The organism is Rhodocyclaceae bacterium (assembly GCA_020248265.1).
Classification (GTDB): Bacteria; Pseudomonadota; Gammaproteobacteria; order Burkholderiales; family CAIKXV01; genus CAIKXV01.
In genome coordinates, this window is record JADCHX010000002.1 from 87,098 (window position 1) to 103,496 (window position 16,399).

Consider the following 16,399-nt stretch of genomic DNA (forward strand, 5'->3'; position numbering starts at 1 on the left):
AAGGTTGAAGACGCCTCGATACAGGTGCTTAGATGCGGATCGCAGGCGCAAGTTCAAGTCTGCGGGGTGGCTTTCGCCATCTGGATGCCCTTGACGTTGTCCAGCACCGTCGTCGCCGAGCCGATCAGCGTCGCGATGTCGGCGAGGTTGGCCGGCACGATCAACGTATTGCCGGTCTTGGCCAGGTTGCCGAACGCACCGACGTAGAGTTCCGCAACCTTCAGGTTGGCCGCGTTCAGGCCGTTCGGCATGCCGATCGCCTCGGCCACGGCGCGCGTCGCCTGGGCGGTGGCATCGGCGACCGCAATCAGCGCCTGCGCCTCGCCCTCTGCGTTGTTGATCGCCGCCGCCTTCTCGCCCTCGGAGCGCAGGATCGCCGCCTGCTTCGCGCCCTCGGCCAGGTTGATCTCTTCCTGCTTCTGGCCTTCGGACTTCGCGATCAGCGCGCGCTTCTCGCGTTCGGCCGTGATCTGTGCCTGCATCGCGCGCAGGATGGTGTCCGGCGGGGTCAGGTTCTTGATCTCGTAGCGCAGCACCTTGACGCCCCAGGTCCGCCCCGCCTCGTCGAGCACCGCCACGATCTGCCGGTTGATCTCGTCGCGCGACTCGAAGGTGCGATCGAGCTCCATCTTGCCGATCTCGGAACGCAGGGTTGTCTGCGCGAGCTGGGTGATCGCCGTGATGTAGTCGGACGACCCGTACGAAGCAAGCCGCGGATCGGTCACCTGATAATAGATGATGCCGTCCACCGACAGCTGGGTATTGTCGCGCGTGATGCAGGTCTGCTCGGGCACGTCGAGCGGCACTTCCTTGAGCGAGTGCTTGTACTGGATACGGTCGACGAACGGCACGATGATGCGCAGCCCCGGCTCCAGCACGTCGTGGAACTTGCCCAGCCGCTCGACCACCCAGGCCTGCTGCTGCGGAATCACGCGCACCGATTCGATCACCACGACAATGGCGAACGCGACGAAGAAGAACCAGGGCGCGAACGGCGCGAGTTCGCGGATGGTCGACATCACAGCCGCGATCACGGTGACGACTATCAGTTTGGGCAACATGGTGGGGCCTCCTCGGCTCGCGAGCGGGTCATGGATGGGTTTGGCCGGCGCTTCCGGCTGCCCCGGCCGAAGCAGCCCGGAACGGCCGAGCAGGAGCTTCGCCAGGTCTATCTTCGTGAGGTCGATATTCGCCAGGTCGATCTTCCTGAGGTCGAAATCCTTCGGGTCGAAGCGCCGCGGATCGCGCCTCATCGTCCCGCAGATACCTCGAGCAGGCTGCCGGCAAGATTCCGGATGTAGAGCGTGGCGCCCGGCTCGGGCACCTGCTGGCCGGGCTCGTGCGCAACCCGGGCCTCCCACAGGGCATCGCGGTAGCGCACCTTTGCCAGGCCTGCACCGCGGTCGACCCAGCTCTCGAGCGTGACCATTCCGCCGACGTCGAGGACGTTGCCGGAAACCGCCGGGGTATCACCGGCGCGCATCTTCCAGACCACAACCACTCCGGCCAGCGCGACGACACCCGCAATACCGGCCTGCGCGCCGAAGGTCGCGCCGGACCAGGCAGCCAGGGCGGCTGCGAATGCCGCCAGACCGAGTACCAGCAGATAGAACGTACCGCTCGTCATCTCGACGATGAGCAGCAGGAAACCGGCCAGGATCCAGTAAAGATAGGGGCTCATCGGTATGACGGCAGCACAGGAGGAACGACGAGGGGACCCGGCATGAAGCGCAACAGGGCTCAGCCGGCCAGCACCGGCACATCCAAGATCATACCGCGTGCCGGCCCGCTCAGTTGACCCGGGCCGCGAGGACTTCCAGTTCGATGATCCGCCCGCGTACCTCGTCGGCATCGGCGGCCAATGGTGCGAGTTCGAGATAGCGGCGATAGTCCGCCAGCGCCGCGCGGAAACAGTCGAGGCGGTGGTACAGCCAGCCCCGATCGCGCACCTCCGGGGCCGCGGTCGGCGTCAGCATCAGAAGGCGGTCGGACGCAACCAGGGCGTCGCCGTACTGCTCCGCTCCGAGATAGACCGCCTTGAGGTTGCGCAGCACCCGGGCCAGGATCTCGCGACGCGACGCCCCGACCAGCAGGGCGGACACTTCGGCCCTGGATGGCCGGTGCCCCGACCGCAGCGCACCCAGCCGGCGCTGCAGCGCTTCGATCGACAGCGACACGCCCCCCAGGAACGGATCGAGCACGGCCGCGCCGTCAGGCAACGCGCACTTGACGAGGAAATGCTGCGGGAAAGACAGCCCGTCCAGCGCAAGGCCGATCCGGCGCCCGACTTCGATGTACACGATGGACAGCGTGATCGGGATGCCCACGCGCCGTTCGAGCACCTCGTTCAGGAAGCTGTTGCGCGGATCGGCGAAATCGTCCTGGTTCGGCCCGAAACCCTGCTCTTCGAACAGGAACCGGTTGAGGACGAGGATACGCTCGACGTCGTCTGCGTCATCGGGCACCTGGGCCTTGAGCATCGCGCCGAGCGTATCGAGCCGCGCGAGATAGTGGTCGATGTCGAGGTCCGGGTAGTGCTCCCTCGCGATCAGCAGCGCGCCCTCGGCCAGGCTGCCGGCCCCGGCGTTTCGCTCGACCAGGCGGCGCAGCCGTTGCGCCGCTTCCGCATCGCGCACAGCCGTCGACGGCGGGATCATCGGGACCGCCGATTCATGCCGTGCACTCGCGGTAATGGTCGAGCCGGCCGTCGGCATCGATCGCTTCGAGGCGCACGGTAAAGCCCCAAAGCCGTACCAGGTGCTTCAGCACCGCCGTGGCATCGGTCGAAACCAGTGGCCGATTCCGGTGGATCCGGTGCCGCAGCACCAGCGACCGATCGGTATCCCGCTCATAGCGCACGACCTGCACGTCTGGCATCGACACGTCGCGGTTGTAGTGCTGCGAGAGCAGCCGGCGCACCCGCCGGTAGCCTTCCTCGTTGTGGATGCTGTCGATCTCCAGGTACGACTTCGATTCATGGTCGGCGACGGTGAACAGGCGGAAATCGCGGATCAGCTTCGGCGACAGGTATTGCGCGATGAACGACTCGTCCTTGAAGTTGCGCATGGCGAAGTCGAGCACCTTGAGCCAGTCGCCACCGGCGATCTCGGGAAACCAGTGCCGGTCCTCGTCGGTCGGCGTCTCGCAGATGCGGCGTATGTCGCGCATCATCGCGAAGCCCAGTGCATACGGATTGATCCCGCCGTAGCCGCGCTCGTCGAAGCCGCGCTGGGTGACCACGTTCGTGTGCACCTGGAGGAACTCGATCATGAACCCGTCCTCGAGTTGCCCCTTGTCGTACATGCGGTTGAGCAGCGTGTAGTGCCAGAAGGTAGCCCAGCCCTCGTTCATCACCCTGGTGAGGCCCTGCGGATAGAAATACTGCGAGACCTTGCGCACGATGCGCACGATCTCGCGCTGCCACGGCGCGAGCTTCGGCGAGTGCTTCTCGATGAAGTAGAGGATGTTCTCCTCCGGCTCTGCCGGGAACACGCTGCGCCTGGCATCCCCGGACTTTCCGGAGCCTGGCGCAGGCACCGTCCGCCAGAGGTCGTTGAACTGGCGCTGGATGTAGTCGTTGCGCTCGGACATGCGCGCCTCTTCTTCGCGCGCCGACAGCGGTTGCGGCCGCCGGTAGCGATCGACGCCGTAGCTCATCAGGGCATGGCAGGAGTCGAGGATTTCCTCGACCGCGCCGATACCGTATCGCTCCTCGCACTCCATCACGTAGCGGCGGGCGAACACGAGGTAGTCGAGGATCGCATCGGCCGCAGTCCACTGCCGGAACAGGTAGTTGCCCTTGAAGAAAGAGTTGTGTCCATAGCTCGCATGCGCGACCACCAGCGCCTGCATCATCATGGAATTCTCTTCCATGAGGTAGGCGATGCACGGATTCGAGTTGATCACGATCTCGTAGGCGAGCCCCTGAGCGCCGGTGCGATAGGCCTGCTCGTTCCGGATGAACTCCTTGCCGAACGACCAGTGCGGATAGCCGATCGGCAGGCCGACGCTCGCATAGGCGTCGAGCATCTGCTCGGAGGTGATCACCTCGATCTGGTTCGGGTAGGTATCGAGCCCGAATTCGGCCGCGGTCCTGCGGATCTCGCGTTCGTACTCGTCGATCAGTTCGAACGTCCAGTCGGGTCCCTGCGACAGCCGCCTCTCGCGCACCTGTACCCCGCCGTTCATCTCAGGCCGTCTCTTTCTTGAACAGCTCGTGGAAAACCGGATAGATCTCGTCGCGCCCGCAGACCCTGCGCATCGCGAAGTTGGGCGCGGTTGCGGTCAGCATGTCGTACTCGACCCAGAGGCTGCTCTGGCGGGCGTCCTGGCCGTCGGGTATCTCGACGTAGGCGAAGTGGCGGCACACCGGGACGATCTTCTCGCCCAGGAAGCGCGCGCTCTTGGCGGCATCGCTGCCGAATGCATCACCGTCGGATGCCTGCGCCGCGTAGACGTTCCACTGCCCGGCCGGGAAACGTTCGACCTGGATGTCGTGCATCAGCTCCAGGGCCGACAGCACCACGGTACCGCCGGACTTCGGATCGTGGAAGAACGCGTTCTCGTCGACTTCCTCGGCATTGTCGGTATGCCGGACGAACACGATCTCGACCTTCTCGTACTTGCGCGACAGGAACAGGTAGAGCAGCGTGAAGAACCGTTTCGCGACATCCTTCTTGCGCTCGTCCATGGATGCCGAGACGTCCATCAGGCAGAACATCACCGCTCGCGCCACCGGTTGCGGCATGAATACCCTGTGCCGATAGCGCAGGTCCAGGTCGTCCAGGAACGGCACTCGCTTGAGCCGTGCCTCGATCTCCGCGACCTGCGCTTCCAGGCGCTCGATCTCGGCCGCGTCGGCCGGCCGCGCGCGGGCCTGGCCAAGCGCTGCCGTGGCTGCCTCGAGTTCGCGCCGGATGGGCGCAGACAGCGCGACCCGCCGCCCGAGGGAACTCTTCATCGTGCGCGGGACGGAAAGATTGGTCGGCGAACCCTCGACGACATAGCCGGCGCGCACCATCTTCTTCTGCTGCACGGCCCCGAGGTAGTTGCGCACCAGGTGCGGCAGTTCCAGGTCATCGAAGAAGATGTTCAGGAACTCTTCGCGCGACAGCGTGAAGACGAAAGCGTCGGTCGACTCGCCCTCGCCTGCCTCGCCGCCGGCCCCGCCGCCGCCGCCCTGCGGCCGCCGGATCGTGTCCCCTGGCGAGAATTCGCGATTGCCCGGGTGCACCGTCTCTCGGTTGCCGCCAGGACCGTGCCGGAAGCTCGGCTCGGAGATGTCCCGGCCGGGCAGGTTCACTTCGCCGCCACCGTCGATGTCGGTGATCGACCGCTTGTCGACCATGTCACCGACGGCGCGCTTCAACTGCTCCTTGTAGCGGCGGATGAACCGCTGGCGATTCGTGGCGCTCTTGTTGCCGCCATTCAGGCGACGATCGATCAGATGGGCACTGCCGGCCATTGGACCCGCCTACTGTGACTTGCGAACCCGGAGGTACCACTCGCAGAGCAGCCGCACCTGCTTCTCGGTGTAGCCCTTGGCGACCATGCGCTCGAGGAAGCTCTGGTGCTTCTGCTTCTCGTCGGCCGATGCCTTCGCATTGAACGAAATCACCGGCAGCAGGTCTTCGGTATTCGAGAACATCTTCTTCTCGATCACCTCGCGCATCTTCTCGAAACTGTTCCAGGCCGGATTGCGGCCGGCGTTTCCGGCACGTGCGCGCAGCACGAAATTCACGATCTCGTTCCGGAAGTCTTTCGGGTTGGCGATACCGGCCGGCTTCTCGATCTTCTCGAGCTCGCCGTTGAGGGATGCGCGGTCGAAGATCTCGCCGGTCTCCGGGTCACGGAACTCCTCGTCCTGGATCCAGCAATCGGCATAGGTGACGTACCGATCGAAGATGTTCTGCCCGTACTCGGAGTACGACTCGAGGTAGGCGGTCTGGATCTCCTTGCCGATGAACTCGGCGTAGCGCGGCGACAGGTAGCCCTTGATGAAGTCGAGGTAGCGGCGCTTGGTGTCCTCGGGCAGATCCTCTCGCGACAGCTTCTGCTCGAGCACATACATGAGGTGCACCGGGTTGGCGGCGACCTCGACCTGGTCGTAGTTGAACACCGAGGACAGGATCTTGTAGGAGAAACGCGTCGACACCCCGTTCATGCCCTCGTCCAGGCCGGCGTAGTCGCGGTACTCCTGGTAGGACTTCGCCTTGGGGTCGATGTCCTTCAGGCTTTCGCCGTCGTACACGCGCATCTTGGAGAAGATGCTCGAGTTCTCCGGCTCCTTGAGCCGAGACAGCACCGCGAACTGCGCCATCATGTCGAGCGTGCCCGGCGCACAGGGCGCGGCCGACAGCGAACTGTGGGTGAGCAGCTTCTGGTAGATCTTCACCTCCTCCGACACACGCAGGCAGTAAGGCACCTTGACGATGTACACCCGGTCGAGGAAAGCCTCGTTGTGCCGGTTGTTGCGGAAAGTCTGCCATTCGGCCTCGTTCGAATGCGCGAGGATCACGCCATTGAACGGGATGGCCGAGAACCCCTCCGTACCCTTGTAATTGCCTTCCTGGGTCGCGGTCAGCAACGGGTGGAGCATCTTGATCGGGGCCTTGAACATCTCGACGAACTCGAGCAAACCCTGGTTGGCGAGGCAGAGCCCACCGGAGTAGCTGTAGGCATCGGGGTCGTTCTGCGAGAAGCGGTCGAGCATGCGGATGTCGACCTTGCCTACCAGGGTCGAGATGTCCTGGTTGTTCTCGTCGCCCGGCTCGGTCTTGGAGATCGCGATCTGCCTGAGCACGGAAGGCTGCAGGCGCACCACCCTGAAGCGCGTGATGTCGCCCTCGAACTCCTGCAACCGCTTCACTGCCCATGGACTCATGATGCCGGACAGGTAGCGCGCGGAGATCCCGTATTCCTTCTCGAGGATCGGTCCGTCGCGATCGACGTTGAACAGGCCCAGCGGCGACTCGTTCACCGGCGAGTCCTGCAGCGCGTAGATCGGCCGGGCTTCCATGAGCAGTTTCAGGCGCTCGGCGATCGAGGACTTGCCACCACCCACCGGACCCAGCAGGTAGAGAACCTGCTTTCGCTCTTCCAGACCCTGCGCCGCATGGCGGAAGAAGGCAACGATCTGCTCGATCACCTCCTCCATGCCGTAGAACTCATCGAACGCCGGGTAGCGCCGGATGACCCGGTTCGAGAACAGGCGCGACAGGCGCAGGTCGTTGCGCGTGTCGACGACATCGGGCTCCCCGATCGCCGCGAGCATTCGCTCGGCCGGACTGGCATACGTCAGGGGATCTGCGCGACAGAGATCGAGGTATTCGGGCAGGGACATTTCGTCTGCCTGCGCTGCCTCGTAACGCTCACGATACTGGCTGAACAAGTCCGTCATGCTGCACCTCCGTCGAATCGGGATTCACGAGTAACAGGCCTGCCGACTTCCTGACCACGACGATACGTTGCAGTGGGCCCACCGATCGGTCGATCGACGCTGTCCACCGATCGCGCCCGTGCAGCGGGCGCTCCGGTCCGACCCGCACGACCCCGATGCCCTGTCCTGGCGCATTCCATCCACGGCAGGCGGGCCGCCGGGGTTACCCATGCAACACCGCCATGGCCGGAAAGGGGCCATGCCAGCGCATCGGTGCCGGCCGCTGCCGACGCTGCCGCCCCCAGGACACTGGCTCGCAGGGGTCGTGCGTGCAGTCTTGGAGCAGGCGGTCGTGGAACGTTCACTGGTCGGGATGCCTCGGGTGCAGTCCTGCCGTGGGAACCAGCATACACACGGGGGCCGACGCCATCAACAACGGGACGGACGATTCCCCATGCGACATGTCTTGCCGCGCGCCGGCCCCAGTGCGGATCGGGCGGCCGCCAGGAATTTGTCCGGCACGCGGCGGATCATTCGGCTATAGTTTTGGGTGAAGCGGCCTTGATCCTGAGGCCGACCGGGAAGCCTCGAGCCAGCCCGTTTGTTGCTTCATCGAGGATCGGCGACAACACACAGCACAGGCGAGTCGGCAGTCGATGCACTCCAAGAACATGCAGCAGCGGGCGCTCCGGCGCCAGGGCCCCACAGTGCACTCGGCATCCGGCACCTCGATGTTTGTCACCGTCTGCCTCGGGTTGTCATCGGCGACAGCCCTGTCCGGCAGCGCCCTTGCCGCAGAGGGCTGGTGGCGCGACCCGCGCAACCTCGAGAGTCTGATCACCCAGCATCCGAACACGCCCTGGGTCGGCGACCGGCTGCCAGCCAGTGCGAAACCGGCCATCGAGATCCCGAACGCAGAGCGTCCGCTGACGCTGGCCGAACTGAGCGACCTCGCCCTGCGCAACAATCCCCAGACCCGCTCGGCCTGGGCGGCGGCGCGCGCAGCGGCCTCGCAGGTCGGCATCGAACTCGCCGACTATTCCGTGCAGGCCTCCGGTGCGCTCAGCTACCTGCGCGCACGGCAGATCAGCCAGACCGGCGTGCGCCAGCCGATCATCGAGCGCTATACGCCGAGCGTAACGCTGTCATATGCGCTGTTCGATTTCGGTAGCCGGGCGAGCCAGGTAGAAGCGGCCCGCTTCAACCTGCTCGCCGCCAACCTGTCTCAGAACAGGACGCTGCAGGCAGTGATCTTCGCCGTCGAGCAGGCCTACTACGCCCTGCTCGGTTCCGAACAGCTGGTACGTTCAGGCCAGATCTCGCTGCGCAACGCGCAGACCACGTTCGAGGCCACCGAGCGCCGCCGCCAGAGTGGCCTGGCGACCATCGGCGACGTGTTCCGCGCCGAGACCGCTGTCGCGCAGGCCCGCCTCGCGCTCCAGCAGGCCGAAGGTCTGGTCGCGCAGGCGCGCGGACGGCTTGCCTTCAGCGCCGGGCTTCCGGTCACCACCCGCTACACGCTGGCGCCGGTGCCTGCGAAGCTAGAGGCCACGAAGCTCGCAGAGTCGGTTACCGAACTCGTAGAGCGGGCGAAGACCGGGCGACCCGACCTGGTCGCGGCCGAAGCCACGGCCCGGTCCCTGTCGGCTACCGCGCGCGCGGCCGCCGCCGCCGGGCTGCCGAGCATCACCACCACGGCCACCTTCGCCGATAACTACTTCGTCAGCCGTCCCGACGGCACGAACTGGACGGTCGGGGTCGCGGTCAACATCCCGCTGTTCACCGGCTACCGCGACACCTACACGCGCCGGCTGGCGGAGGCCAACACCGAACGCCAGATCGCGGTTCGCGACCAGCTCTCCAACCAGGTCGAACTGGACGTCTGGCAGGGCTACTTCAACGTGCAGACGGCCAACACCGCCCTGACCACCGCGCAGTCGCTGGTACGCACCGCGGCGCAGTCGCTGGAGGTCGCCGAGGCCCGCTACAAGGGTGGCGTCGGCAGCCTGCTGGAAGTGATCACCGCGCAGGCCGACGACGTCAATGCCCGGGTGCAGCAGATCACCGCCCAGGTCAACTGGTACACCGCCTTCTCCCAGCTCAACTTCGCCCTCGGCTCACTGCCCCTCGTGCCCGGTGCCGCTACCGTGCCGCAGGGCAATGCGCCGGTCACTTCGGCACCGGGCGCGCCCTACTCCCCGTCACTTCCGGTGCAGAAATAGACATGAAGCGATTCGTCATCTTTCTCGTGGGTCTGCTGATCATCGGCGTGGCGCTCGGCCTCGGGGCCTGGCAGACCGGACGCTGGACCCCCTTCGGCGATACGGCCTCTGCCGGCAAGGACGGCAAGAAGGTCGCGTCAAAAGACGGCAAGGACGGCAAGGCCGGCAAGGGCAGCCGTCCTGCCGCAGTGGTACGAACCACCCGGGTCGAGGTCACGCCGATGCCGGTGGTGCTCGACGTGGTCGGCACGATCGAATCCGAACACGTGGTCGCGGTGCGGCCGCAGGTGTCGGGGCTGCTCACCCAGGTGATGGTCAAGGAGGGCGACCGGGTACGTGCCGGACAGGTGCTGTTCCGCATCGACTCCCGCTCGTTCGATGCCTCCGTCAACCAGGCCAAGGCAGCCGTCGCGCGCGACCAGGCGAACCTGGAGCTCGCCCGCGCGAACGAGCGTCGCCTCAAGCCGCTTCTCGAGCGCGATTTCATCACCCGTGCCGAGTACGAGACGGTGGTGGCCAACGTCGCGGCCCTCGAGGCCCAGGTCGCCGCGAACAAGGCGCAGCTCGAGCAGGTGCAGGTGCAGCTCGACTACACGTTCATCCGCGCGACCATCGACGGCCGGCTGGGTGCCCTGTCGGTCCGGGCCGGCAACCTGGTCTCGGCGTCGACCGGGTCGACCAGCGTGCCACTGGTGACCATCAACCGCACCAACCCGGTGCTGGTCAGCTTCAACGTCGCCCAGGAGTTCCTGCCCACGGTGCGCCGCTTCCAGTCCAGCGGCGAACTGAACGTGCAGGTACTGCGCGAACAGGGCCAGGACGTCCTCGCCGAGGGCAAGCTGGTGTTCGTCGACAACACGGTGAACGCCCAGACCGGCACCATCATCATGAAGGCCCGGCTCTCGAACGACAAGGAGACGCTCTGGCCCGGCCAGTTCGTCGCCGTACGCATGGTGCTGACCACCGAACCCGAAGCGGTGGTGATCCCCGAGGCAGCGGTTCAGCCCGGCCAGAAGGGGCCGTTCGTGTACGTGTTCCAGCCGGGCGAGAACGACGCGGCCGGGCGGGCTCGGGTACAGCCGATCAAGATAGACCGCCAGCTCGGCGACCGGGTGGTGATCGCCTCCGGGCTCAAGGGTGGCGAACTGGTGATCACCGAGGTGCCGCCCGGGCTGTCGCCAGGCGCGCCGGTGCGCCTGCCTTCCAAGGGCGACGGCAAGGGCGCCGGCAAGAAGGGTGGCGAGGCCAAAGGTGGCGAAGCCAAGGGTGGCGAAGCCAGTGGTGAAGCGGCGAAAGGCGCCGCAGCGGGCGACGCACCGGCACCGGTCGGCGGCGCCGGCAAGGCAGCCGACAGCGCCACCGCGCCCCGCAAGGGCGAGCCGCAGAAGTAGGATCCCGCCCAGGACGCGGCGGCGATCGCGCCGCGACGCACCCGGCGCAGGCGAACACACAGAGGTCGGCCATGAGCAACAGTTCAATTTCCAGCCTGTTCATCCAGCGTCCGGTGGCGACCGCCACCCTGATGGTCGCGCTGGTTTTCTTCGGCTTCATCGGTTTCCAGAAGTTGCCGGTGAACGAACTGCCGAACGTCGACTTCCCGAACATCCTGGTCACCGCCGACCTGCCCGGCGCCAACCCCGAGATCATGGCGACCACCGTGGCCACCGTGCTGGAGCGGCAGTTCAGCACCATCGCCGGCGTCGACTCGATGAACTCCGTGTCGCGCGACGGAAATACCCGGATCACCCTGCAGTTCAGCATCGACCGCGACATCGATGCCGCCGCCCAGGATGTGCAGTCGGCGATCGCCGCGGTGCAGCGGCGGCTGCCCGACGGCATGGAACCGCCGGTGATGCGAAAGCTGAATCCGGCAGATTCACCGATCCTGTTCCTCGGCTTCACCGGCGAGAACCTGACCCTGTCCAAGCTGAACGAGTTCGCGGACACCCGCATCGCGCAGCGCCTTTCGATGATCGAGGGCGTCGCCCAGGTGCAGATCTTCGGCGCACAGAAGTACGCGCTGCGCCTGTACGTCGATCCGTCCAAGCTCGCCAAGCGCAACCTGGGCATGGAGCAGGTAATCTCGGCGGTGCAGCAGGGCAACAGCAACCTGCCCTCCGGCTCGATCGACGGCGGCGCCCGCAACTATTCGGTCAAGGTGGATGGCTCCATCGACACCGCACGCGAGTTCCGCAACGTGGTCGTCGCCTACCGCGACGGCGCGCCAGTGCGCTTCGGCGACATCGGCCGGGTGGTCGAGAGCGTCCAGAACGAACGTTCATGGACGTGGTTCAACAAGGACCGCGCGATCGTGCTCGCGATCCAGCGCCAGCCGGGGTCGAACACGGTCGAGGTGGTGCGCCGGATCAACGAGATCCTGCCCGAATTGACCACGGCCCTGCCCGCCGGCGCGAAGATGGACGTGATCTTCGACCGCTCGGTGTTCATCAAGGCGTCGATCAACGAGGTCTACAAGAAGCTGTTCATCGCCACCACCTTCGTGGTGCTGGTGATCCTGTTCTTCCTGCGCAACCTGCGCGCGACGGTGATCACCGCGACGGTGCTGCCGACCGCGATGATGGGTACCTTCGGCATCATGTACCTGCTCGGGTTCTCGATCAACAACCTGTCGCTGATCGCGATCATCCTGGCGGTCGGCTTCGTGGTCGATGATGCGATCGTGGTGCTCGAGAACATCGCCCGGCACATGGAGATGGGCAAGACGCGCATGCAGGCGGCCTTCGACGGCGCCAAGGAGATCGGCTTCACCGTCCTGTCGATGACGGTGTCGCTGTGCGCAGTGTTCCTTCCGATCCTGTTCATGGGCGGCCTGCTCGGCCGGCTTTTCACCGAGTTCGCGGTGACCGTCGGCATCGCAGTCGCGCTGTCGGGCATCATCTCGCTGTCGCTGACGCCGATGCTGTGCAGCCGCTACCTGACCACCTCGCACAGCCACCTGTTCATCTTCGAATGGTTCGAGGCCGCCTTCGAACTGAGCAAGCGCGGCTACGAGCGTTCGCTGCGCTGGGCGATGCGCCACCGAGGCCTGATGCTGCTGGTGTCCGCGCTGGTGATGTACGGCACCTACATGCTGCTGGTGGCCATCCCGAAGGGCTTCATCCCGCGCCAGGATACCGGCGTGATCAACGTCACCACGCGCGGCCCTGAAGGCCTGACCTTCGAAGAGATGGCGCGCCGGCAGGCGCTGGTCACCGAGACCGTGCTGAAGAACCCGAACGTGGCCGGTATCCGCTCGAGCGCGGGACAGGGCTTCGGCGGCGTGCAGCAGCCGAACGTCGGTTCGATGACGGTGCGGCTGATCCCGATGAACGAGCGCGAACTGCGGGTCGACGGCGTGATCGAGCAGCTGCGTGAAGCCTTCCGTGGCCCGGCGAGCCAGGGCCTGCGGCTCTTCTTCTCCAATCCGCCGGCGATCAACCTGGGCGGCGGGGTTACCAATGCCGACTACCAGCTGGTGCTCGCCGGCTCCGACCTGCAGGCGTTGTATGGCCCGGCCGAGGCGCTCGAGGCGAAACTGCGCGAGCTGAACTCCCTGCGCGACGTGAATACCTCGATGGAGCTGCGCAACCCCCAGCTGCAGGTGCAGATCCAGCGTGACCGGGCGGCCGCGCTCGGCATCACTCCGCAGCAGATCGAGGCGGCGATGTACAACGCCTTCGGCGGGCGCCAGATCAGCACGCTTTATGGCGACACCGACCAGTACGACGTGATGCTGCAGGTAGACAAGGCGTTCCAGCAGAACATCAATGCACTGTCGATGATCTACGTGCAGAGCCCGGGTGGCGTCACCGTGCCGCTGTCGAGCGTGGCGACGATCAAGCGCGGCGTCGGGCCGATGACGGTGCAGCACTTCGGCCAGCTCGCCTCGGTCACCCTGTCGTTCAACGCAAACGCCGGCGTGTCGGTGGGCCAGGCGGTCGACGATGCGCTGCGCGTGGCCTACGAGACGGTACCGGCCGACGTCTCGGTCAACCTCGCCGGCAGCGCCAAGTTCTTCCAGGATTCGACCAAGGCCCTGCCGATCCTGCTGCTGATCACCATCCTGGTGATCTACGGCGTGCTCGCCATTCTCTACGAGCATTTCGGCCATCCGATCACCATCCTGACCGCGCTGCCGCTCGCGGGCTTCGGCGCGCTGCTCACGCTGATACTGTTCGGCTACGAGCTCAACGTGTTCAGCTTCGTCGGCATCATCCTGCTGGTGGGCCTGGTCAAGAAGAACGGCATCATGATGGTCGATTTCGCGCTGCAGCTGCAGCGCGAGCGCGGCCTCACGCCGGTGGATGCGATCGTCGAGGCCTGCGTGGTGCGCTTCCGGCCGATCATGATGACCAGCTTCGCGGCGGTGTTCGCCACGCTGCCGATCGCCATGGCGAGCGGCGAAGGTGCCGAGTCGCGTGCGCCGATCGGCCTGGCGGTGGTCGGCGGCCTGCTCTTCTCGCAGTTGCTGACGCTGTACGTGACACCGACCTTCTTCGTCAGCCTGGACCGCGCCACCCGGTACCTGCGCGGCGACCGGCGCAGGCCGGAAGAGGCGCACTACGTCGAGCCCGAGTCGAGAAAGAGTGCGCCATCGGTGGCGACCGAGGGCGCGGCGAGCTGATCGTCGGCATCGGCCGGCGGCCGGCCGTCGTCGGCCGATCGCAGCTGTAAGGGGGCACGCGCCGGCCTAAAGGTCCGCAGCGCACGGCCGTTATACGGGAGTCACCGTTCGGTTCCTGGAGCCGCCCCGCCAATGGCCGCCGCCGTCATATCCGCCCCCACCGCAGTACCGCAGGACCGCCTGGGCGACACCACGATCGAAGGTCAGCTGCTGGAAACCCTTCAGCACCAGGCCGAGTCGTTCGATCCGGCGCGATTGCCGCGTCTGTCGCCGCTCGCTGCCCGACTGTCCGGGATGGACGTGAACGACATCGGTTCGGCACGCGAGTTCTGCCGGCTGATCGAGCATGAGCCAGCGCTGGTCGCACGGCTCATCGGCCTCGCCAACTCGGTGGCCTTCGGCGTGCCCGGGCGGAGCTTCAACACGCTGGAGCAGGCCCTGACGCGGATCGGCCTGCACCAGTCGGCGCAGATCTGCTTCGCGCTGCTGTGCAACCAGGCGATGGGGACCGCTCTGGCGCCACGCTGGCGCAGCGTGCTTTGGGTGCATGCGCTGTGCACCGCCGCCACCGCGAACAAGCTGGCGCGCGAAATCGAGATCTGCGACGCGAACGACGCCTACCTGGGCGGCCTGATCTACGACATCGGGTTGATGGCGCTGGAAACGGTGCGACCGGGAACGCTGGACGCGATCGCCGCGACGGCCGAGGCCGAGGAACGCCCGATGCGCGACGTCGAGGACGAGCGCGTCGGGGCGGCGCGCGACCATCTTTCCCGCACGCTGCTGTCGAACTGGTCGATGCCGGCACGGATCATCGACGCGGTCAGCTGCCGCACGCTGTCCGTGATGGCCCAGGACTCGATGCCGGCCATACTCTGGTGCGCAGACCAGATGGCGCGCTCGCGCAATCTGGTCGAAGGGATATACCTCGACGAGGCGCCACCGCTGCCGCTGCACATCTGCACGCAGGCGGCACTGCCGGATGCCTTCTACGTTGTCTGCTCGCTCGCGCCGGCCGAAGCCATCAAGATCGAGGCACGCGTGGCCAGCCAGGTACAGGCGCTGCGGGCCATGGCCTCCTTGATTGCCCAGATTCGCTGAACCCACCGAAGGACCACTGCAGTCCCATGGAAGATTCGCTCGATTTCACCGTTAAGCCGCAGGCGGCGCCACCGCCTCCACCACCGCCGCCGGCTGCAGCCGGCGGCACGATGAGCAAGTTGTCCGAGCGCCTGGACTCCCTCGACCTGACTGCCCTGCCCCGGATCTCACCGGTGGCGAGCAAGCTCGCCGCGCTCAAACCGTCCGAACTGGAATCCACCAAGGTCTTCTGCGCGATCATCGAACAGGAGCCGATCTGCGTCGCCCGCCTGATCGGCCTCGCGAATTCCGTCGCGTTCGGCATCCCTGGAAAGAAGTTCAACGCCCTCGACCAGGCCGTGAACCGGATCGGGCTGGAGCGGGCTGCGCAGACGGCATTCGGCATGCTGTGCGGGCAGGCCCTGAACAAGGGGCTGTCGCCGCAGTGGCGCGATTTCCTGTGGATGCACGCGATGGCCGTGGCCTATGGTGCGAGCATGCTCGCGACCAAGGTCGCACCGGCCGAGCGCGCCAACGCCTACCTGGCCGGGATGATCTACGACATCGGCACGCTGGTGATCGAATGCCTGCGCCCCGGTACGCTCGACCTGCTGCTCGAGACGGCGGTCGCACGCGAAATGAAGCTCGGGCAGGTCGAACAGGTAATGCTCGGCAAGGCCCGGCGCGCCGTGTCCACGGCACTGCTGCGCAAGTGGAGCCTGCCCGACGAGATCACTGGCGCGGTGGCCGAGCGCGAGGTCGATGTGATCGAGCCGGACTCCCTGTCGGCGATCCTCGCCGTCGCCGATGAACTCGCGCGGTCCGAGGTCGTGATGAGTGCGGTCTACGCCGACACTGCCGCGCCATTCCCGCTCGAAGCCGTCATGCTCGACTGCGTATCCGAGCGGACGGCATCGCTGCTGTCGATCGACGCCGACGTGATCGAGACGATCGGCGAGCGGTTGTCCAACCAGGTGGTCGCGCTGCGCGCAACGGCGGAATCGTTCTCCAGCGCCGGGTAAGGCCCGGCTGGCGGCGGTCCTCGCCGCACGAATGAACACGGCCGATGGGCGGACTGCAGCGGGACGGGTGCGC

11 protein-coding genes are annotated in these 16,399 nt (G+C 66.0%); 5 read left to right on the forward strand and 6 right to left on the reverse strand.

The genetic code is table 11. The features are described from left to right. Positions 1-53: 53 nt before the first annotated feature. The 6 genes from ING98_01285 to ING98_01310 all read right to left on the reverse strand — a co-directional run bounded on the left by ING98_01285 (position 54) and on the right by ING98_01310 (position 7,399). Entirely contained in the window at positions 54-1,019 is a 966-nt protein-coding gene (locus ING98_01285) for a paraslipin (GenBank protein ID MCA3100481.1), read from the reverse strand. A gap of 230 nt (positions 1,020-1,249) precedes the next feature. Then, complete coding sequence (locus ING98_01290) at positions 1,250-1,681, reverse strand: NfeD family protein (protein ID MCA3100482.1); 432 nt, start codon at positions 1,679-1,681, stop codon at positions 1,250-1,252. A 109-nt stretch (positions 1,682-1,790) separates the two neighbouring features. Beyond that, entirely contained in the window at positions 1,791-2,657 is an 867-nt protein-coding gene (locus ING98_01295) for a tetratricopeptide repeat protein (protein ID MCA3100483.1), read from the reverse strand. A 13-nt stretch (positions 2,658-2,670) separates the two neighbouring features. Beyond that, entirely contained in the window at positions 2,671-4,188 is a 1,518-nt protein-coding gene (locus ING98_01300) for a SpoVR family protein (GenBank protein ID MCA3100484.1), read from the reverse strand. A gap of 1 nt (position 4,189) precedes the next feature. Beyond that, complete coding sequence (locus ING98_01305; protein ID MCA3100485.1) at positions 4,190-5,464, reverse strand: YeaH/YhbH family protein; 1,275 nt, start codon at positions 5,462-5,464, stop codon at positions 4,190-4,192. Between the two features lie 9 nt (positions 5,465-5,473). After that, positions 5,474-7,399 carry a PrkA family serine protein kinase gene (locus ING98_01310; GenBank protein MCA3100486.1) on the reverse strand — a complete coding sequence of 642 codons (1,926 nt, stop codon included), beginning with the start codon at positions 7,397-7,399 and terminating at the stop codon, positions 5,474-5,476. 710 nt (positions 7,400-8,109) lie between these two features. Between ING98_01310 and ING98_01315 the strand changes: the two genes are divergently transcribed. From ING98_01315 to ING98_01335, 5 genes are all read left to right on the forward strand, one after another. Then, on the forward strand, positions 8,110-9,600 hold the full coding sequence (locus tag ING98_01315; GenBank protein ID MCA3100487.1) for a TolC family protein: 1,491 nt from the start codon (positions 8,110-8,112) through the stop codon (positions 9,598-9,600). A 2-nt stretch (positions 9,601-9,602) separates the two neighbouring features. Further along, the gene (locus ING98_01320; GenBank protein ID MCA3100488.1) at positions 9,603-10,991 is read left to right on the forward strand and encodes an efflux RND transporter periplasmic adaptor subunit; all 1,389 of its coding nucleotides are present in this window, start codon (positions 9,603-9,605) and stop codon (positions 10,989-10,991) included. A gap of 71 nt (positions 10,992-11,062) precedes the next feature. Continuing rightward, positions 11,063-14,224: an efflux RND transporter permease subunit gene (locus ING98_01325; GenBank protein MCA3100489.1), complete on the forward strand. Its 3,162-nt coding sequence runs from the start codon at positions 11,063-11,065 to the stop codon at positions 14,222-14,224. 132 nt (positions 14,225-14,356) lie between these two features. Further along, a complete protein-coding gene (locus tag ING98_01330) occupies positions 14,357-15,325 on the forward strand; it encodes an HDOD domain-containing protein (GenBank protein ID MCA3100490.1) in 969 nt (322 codons plus the stop codon). Between the two features lie 110 nt (positions 15,326-15,435). Next, positions 15,436-16,326: an HDOD domain-containing protein gene (locus ING98_01335; protein ID MCA3100491.1), complete on the forward strand. Its 891-nt coding sequence runs from the start codon at positions 15,436-15,438 to the stop codon at positions 16,324-16,326. Positions 16,327-16,399 lie beyond the last annotated feature (73 nt).

Coding starts and splice junctions, on each gene's coding strand:
- ING98_01295 (MCA3100483.1), bottom strand. CDS start 2,657: ATGATCCCGCCGTCGACGGCTGTGCGCGATGCGGAAGCGGCGCAACGG.
- ING98_01285 (MCA3100481.1), bottom strand. CDS start 1,019: ATGTCGACCATCCGCGAACTCGCGCCGTTCGCGCCCTGGTTCTTCTTC.
- ING98_01300 (MCA3100484.1), bottom strand. CDS start 4,188: ATGAACGGCGGGGTACAGGTGCGCGAGAGGCGGCTGTCGCAGGGACCC.
- ING98_01305 (MCA3100485.1), bottom strand. CDS start 5,464: ATGGCCGGCAGTGCCCATCTGATCGATCGTCGCCTGAATGGCGGCAAC.
- ING98_01315 (MCA3100487.1), top strand. CDS start 8,110: ATGTTTGTCACCGTCTGCCTCGGGTTGTCATCGGCGACAGCCCTGTCC.
- ING98_01290 (MCA3100482.1), bottom strand. CDS start 1,681: ATGAGCCCCTATCTTTACTGGATCCTGGCCGGTTTCCTGCTGCTCATC.
- ING98_01310 (MCA3100486.1), bottom strand. CDS start 7,399: ATGACGGACTTGTTCAGCCAGTATCGTGAGCGTTACGAGGCAGCGCAG.
- ING98_01325 (MCA3100489.1), top strand. CDS start 11,063: ATGAGCAACAGTTCAATTTCCAGCCTGTTCATCCAGCGTCCGGTGGCG.
- ING98_01320 (MCA3100488.1), top strand. CDS start 9,603: ATGAAGCGATTCGTCATCTTTCTCGTGGGTCTGCTGATCATCGGCGTG.
- ING98_01330 (MCA3100490.1), top strand. CDS start 14,357: ATGGCCGCCGCCGTCATATCCGCCCCCACCGCAGTACCGCAGGACCGC.
- ING98_01335 (MCA3100491.1), top strand. CDS start 15,436: ATGAGCAAGTTGTCCGAGCGCCTGGACTCCCTCGACCTGACTGCCCTG.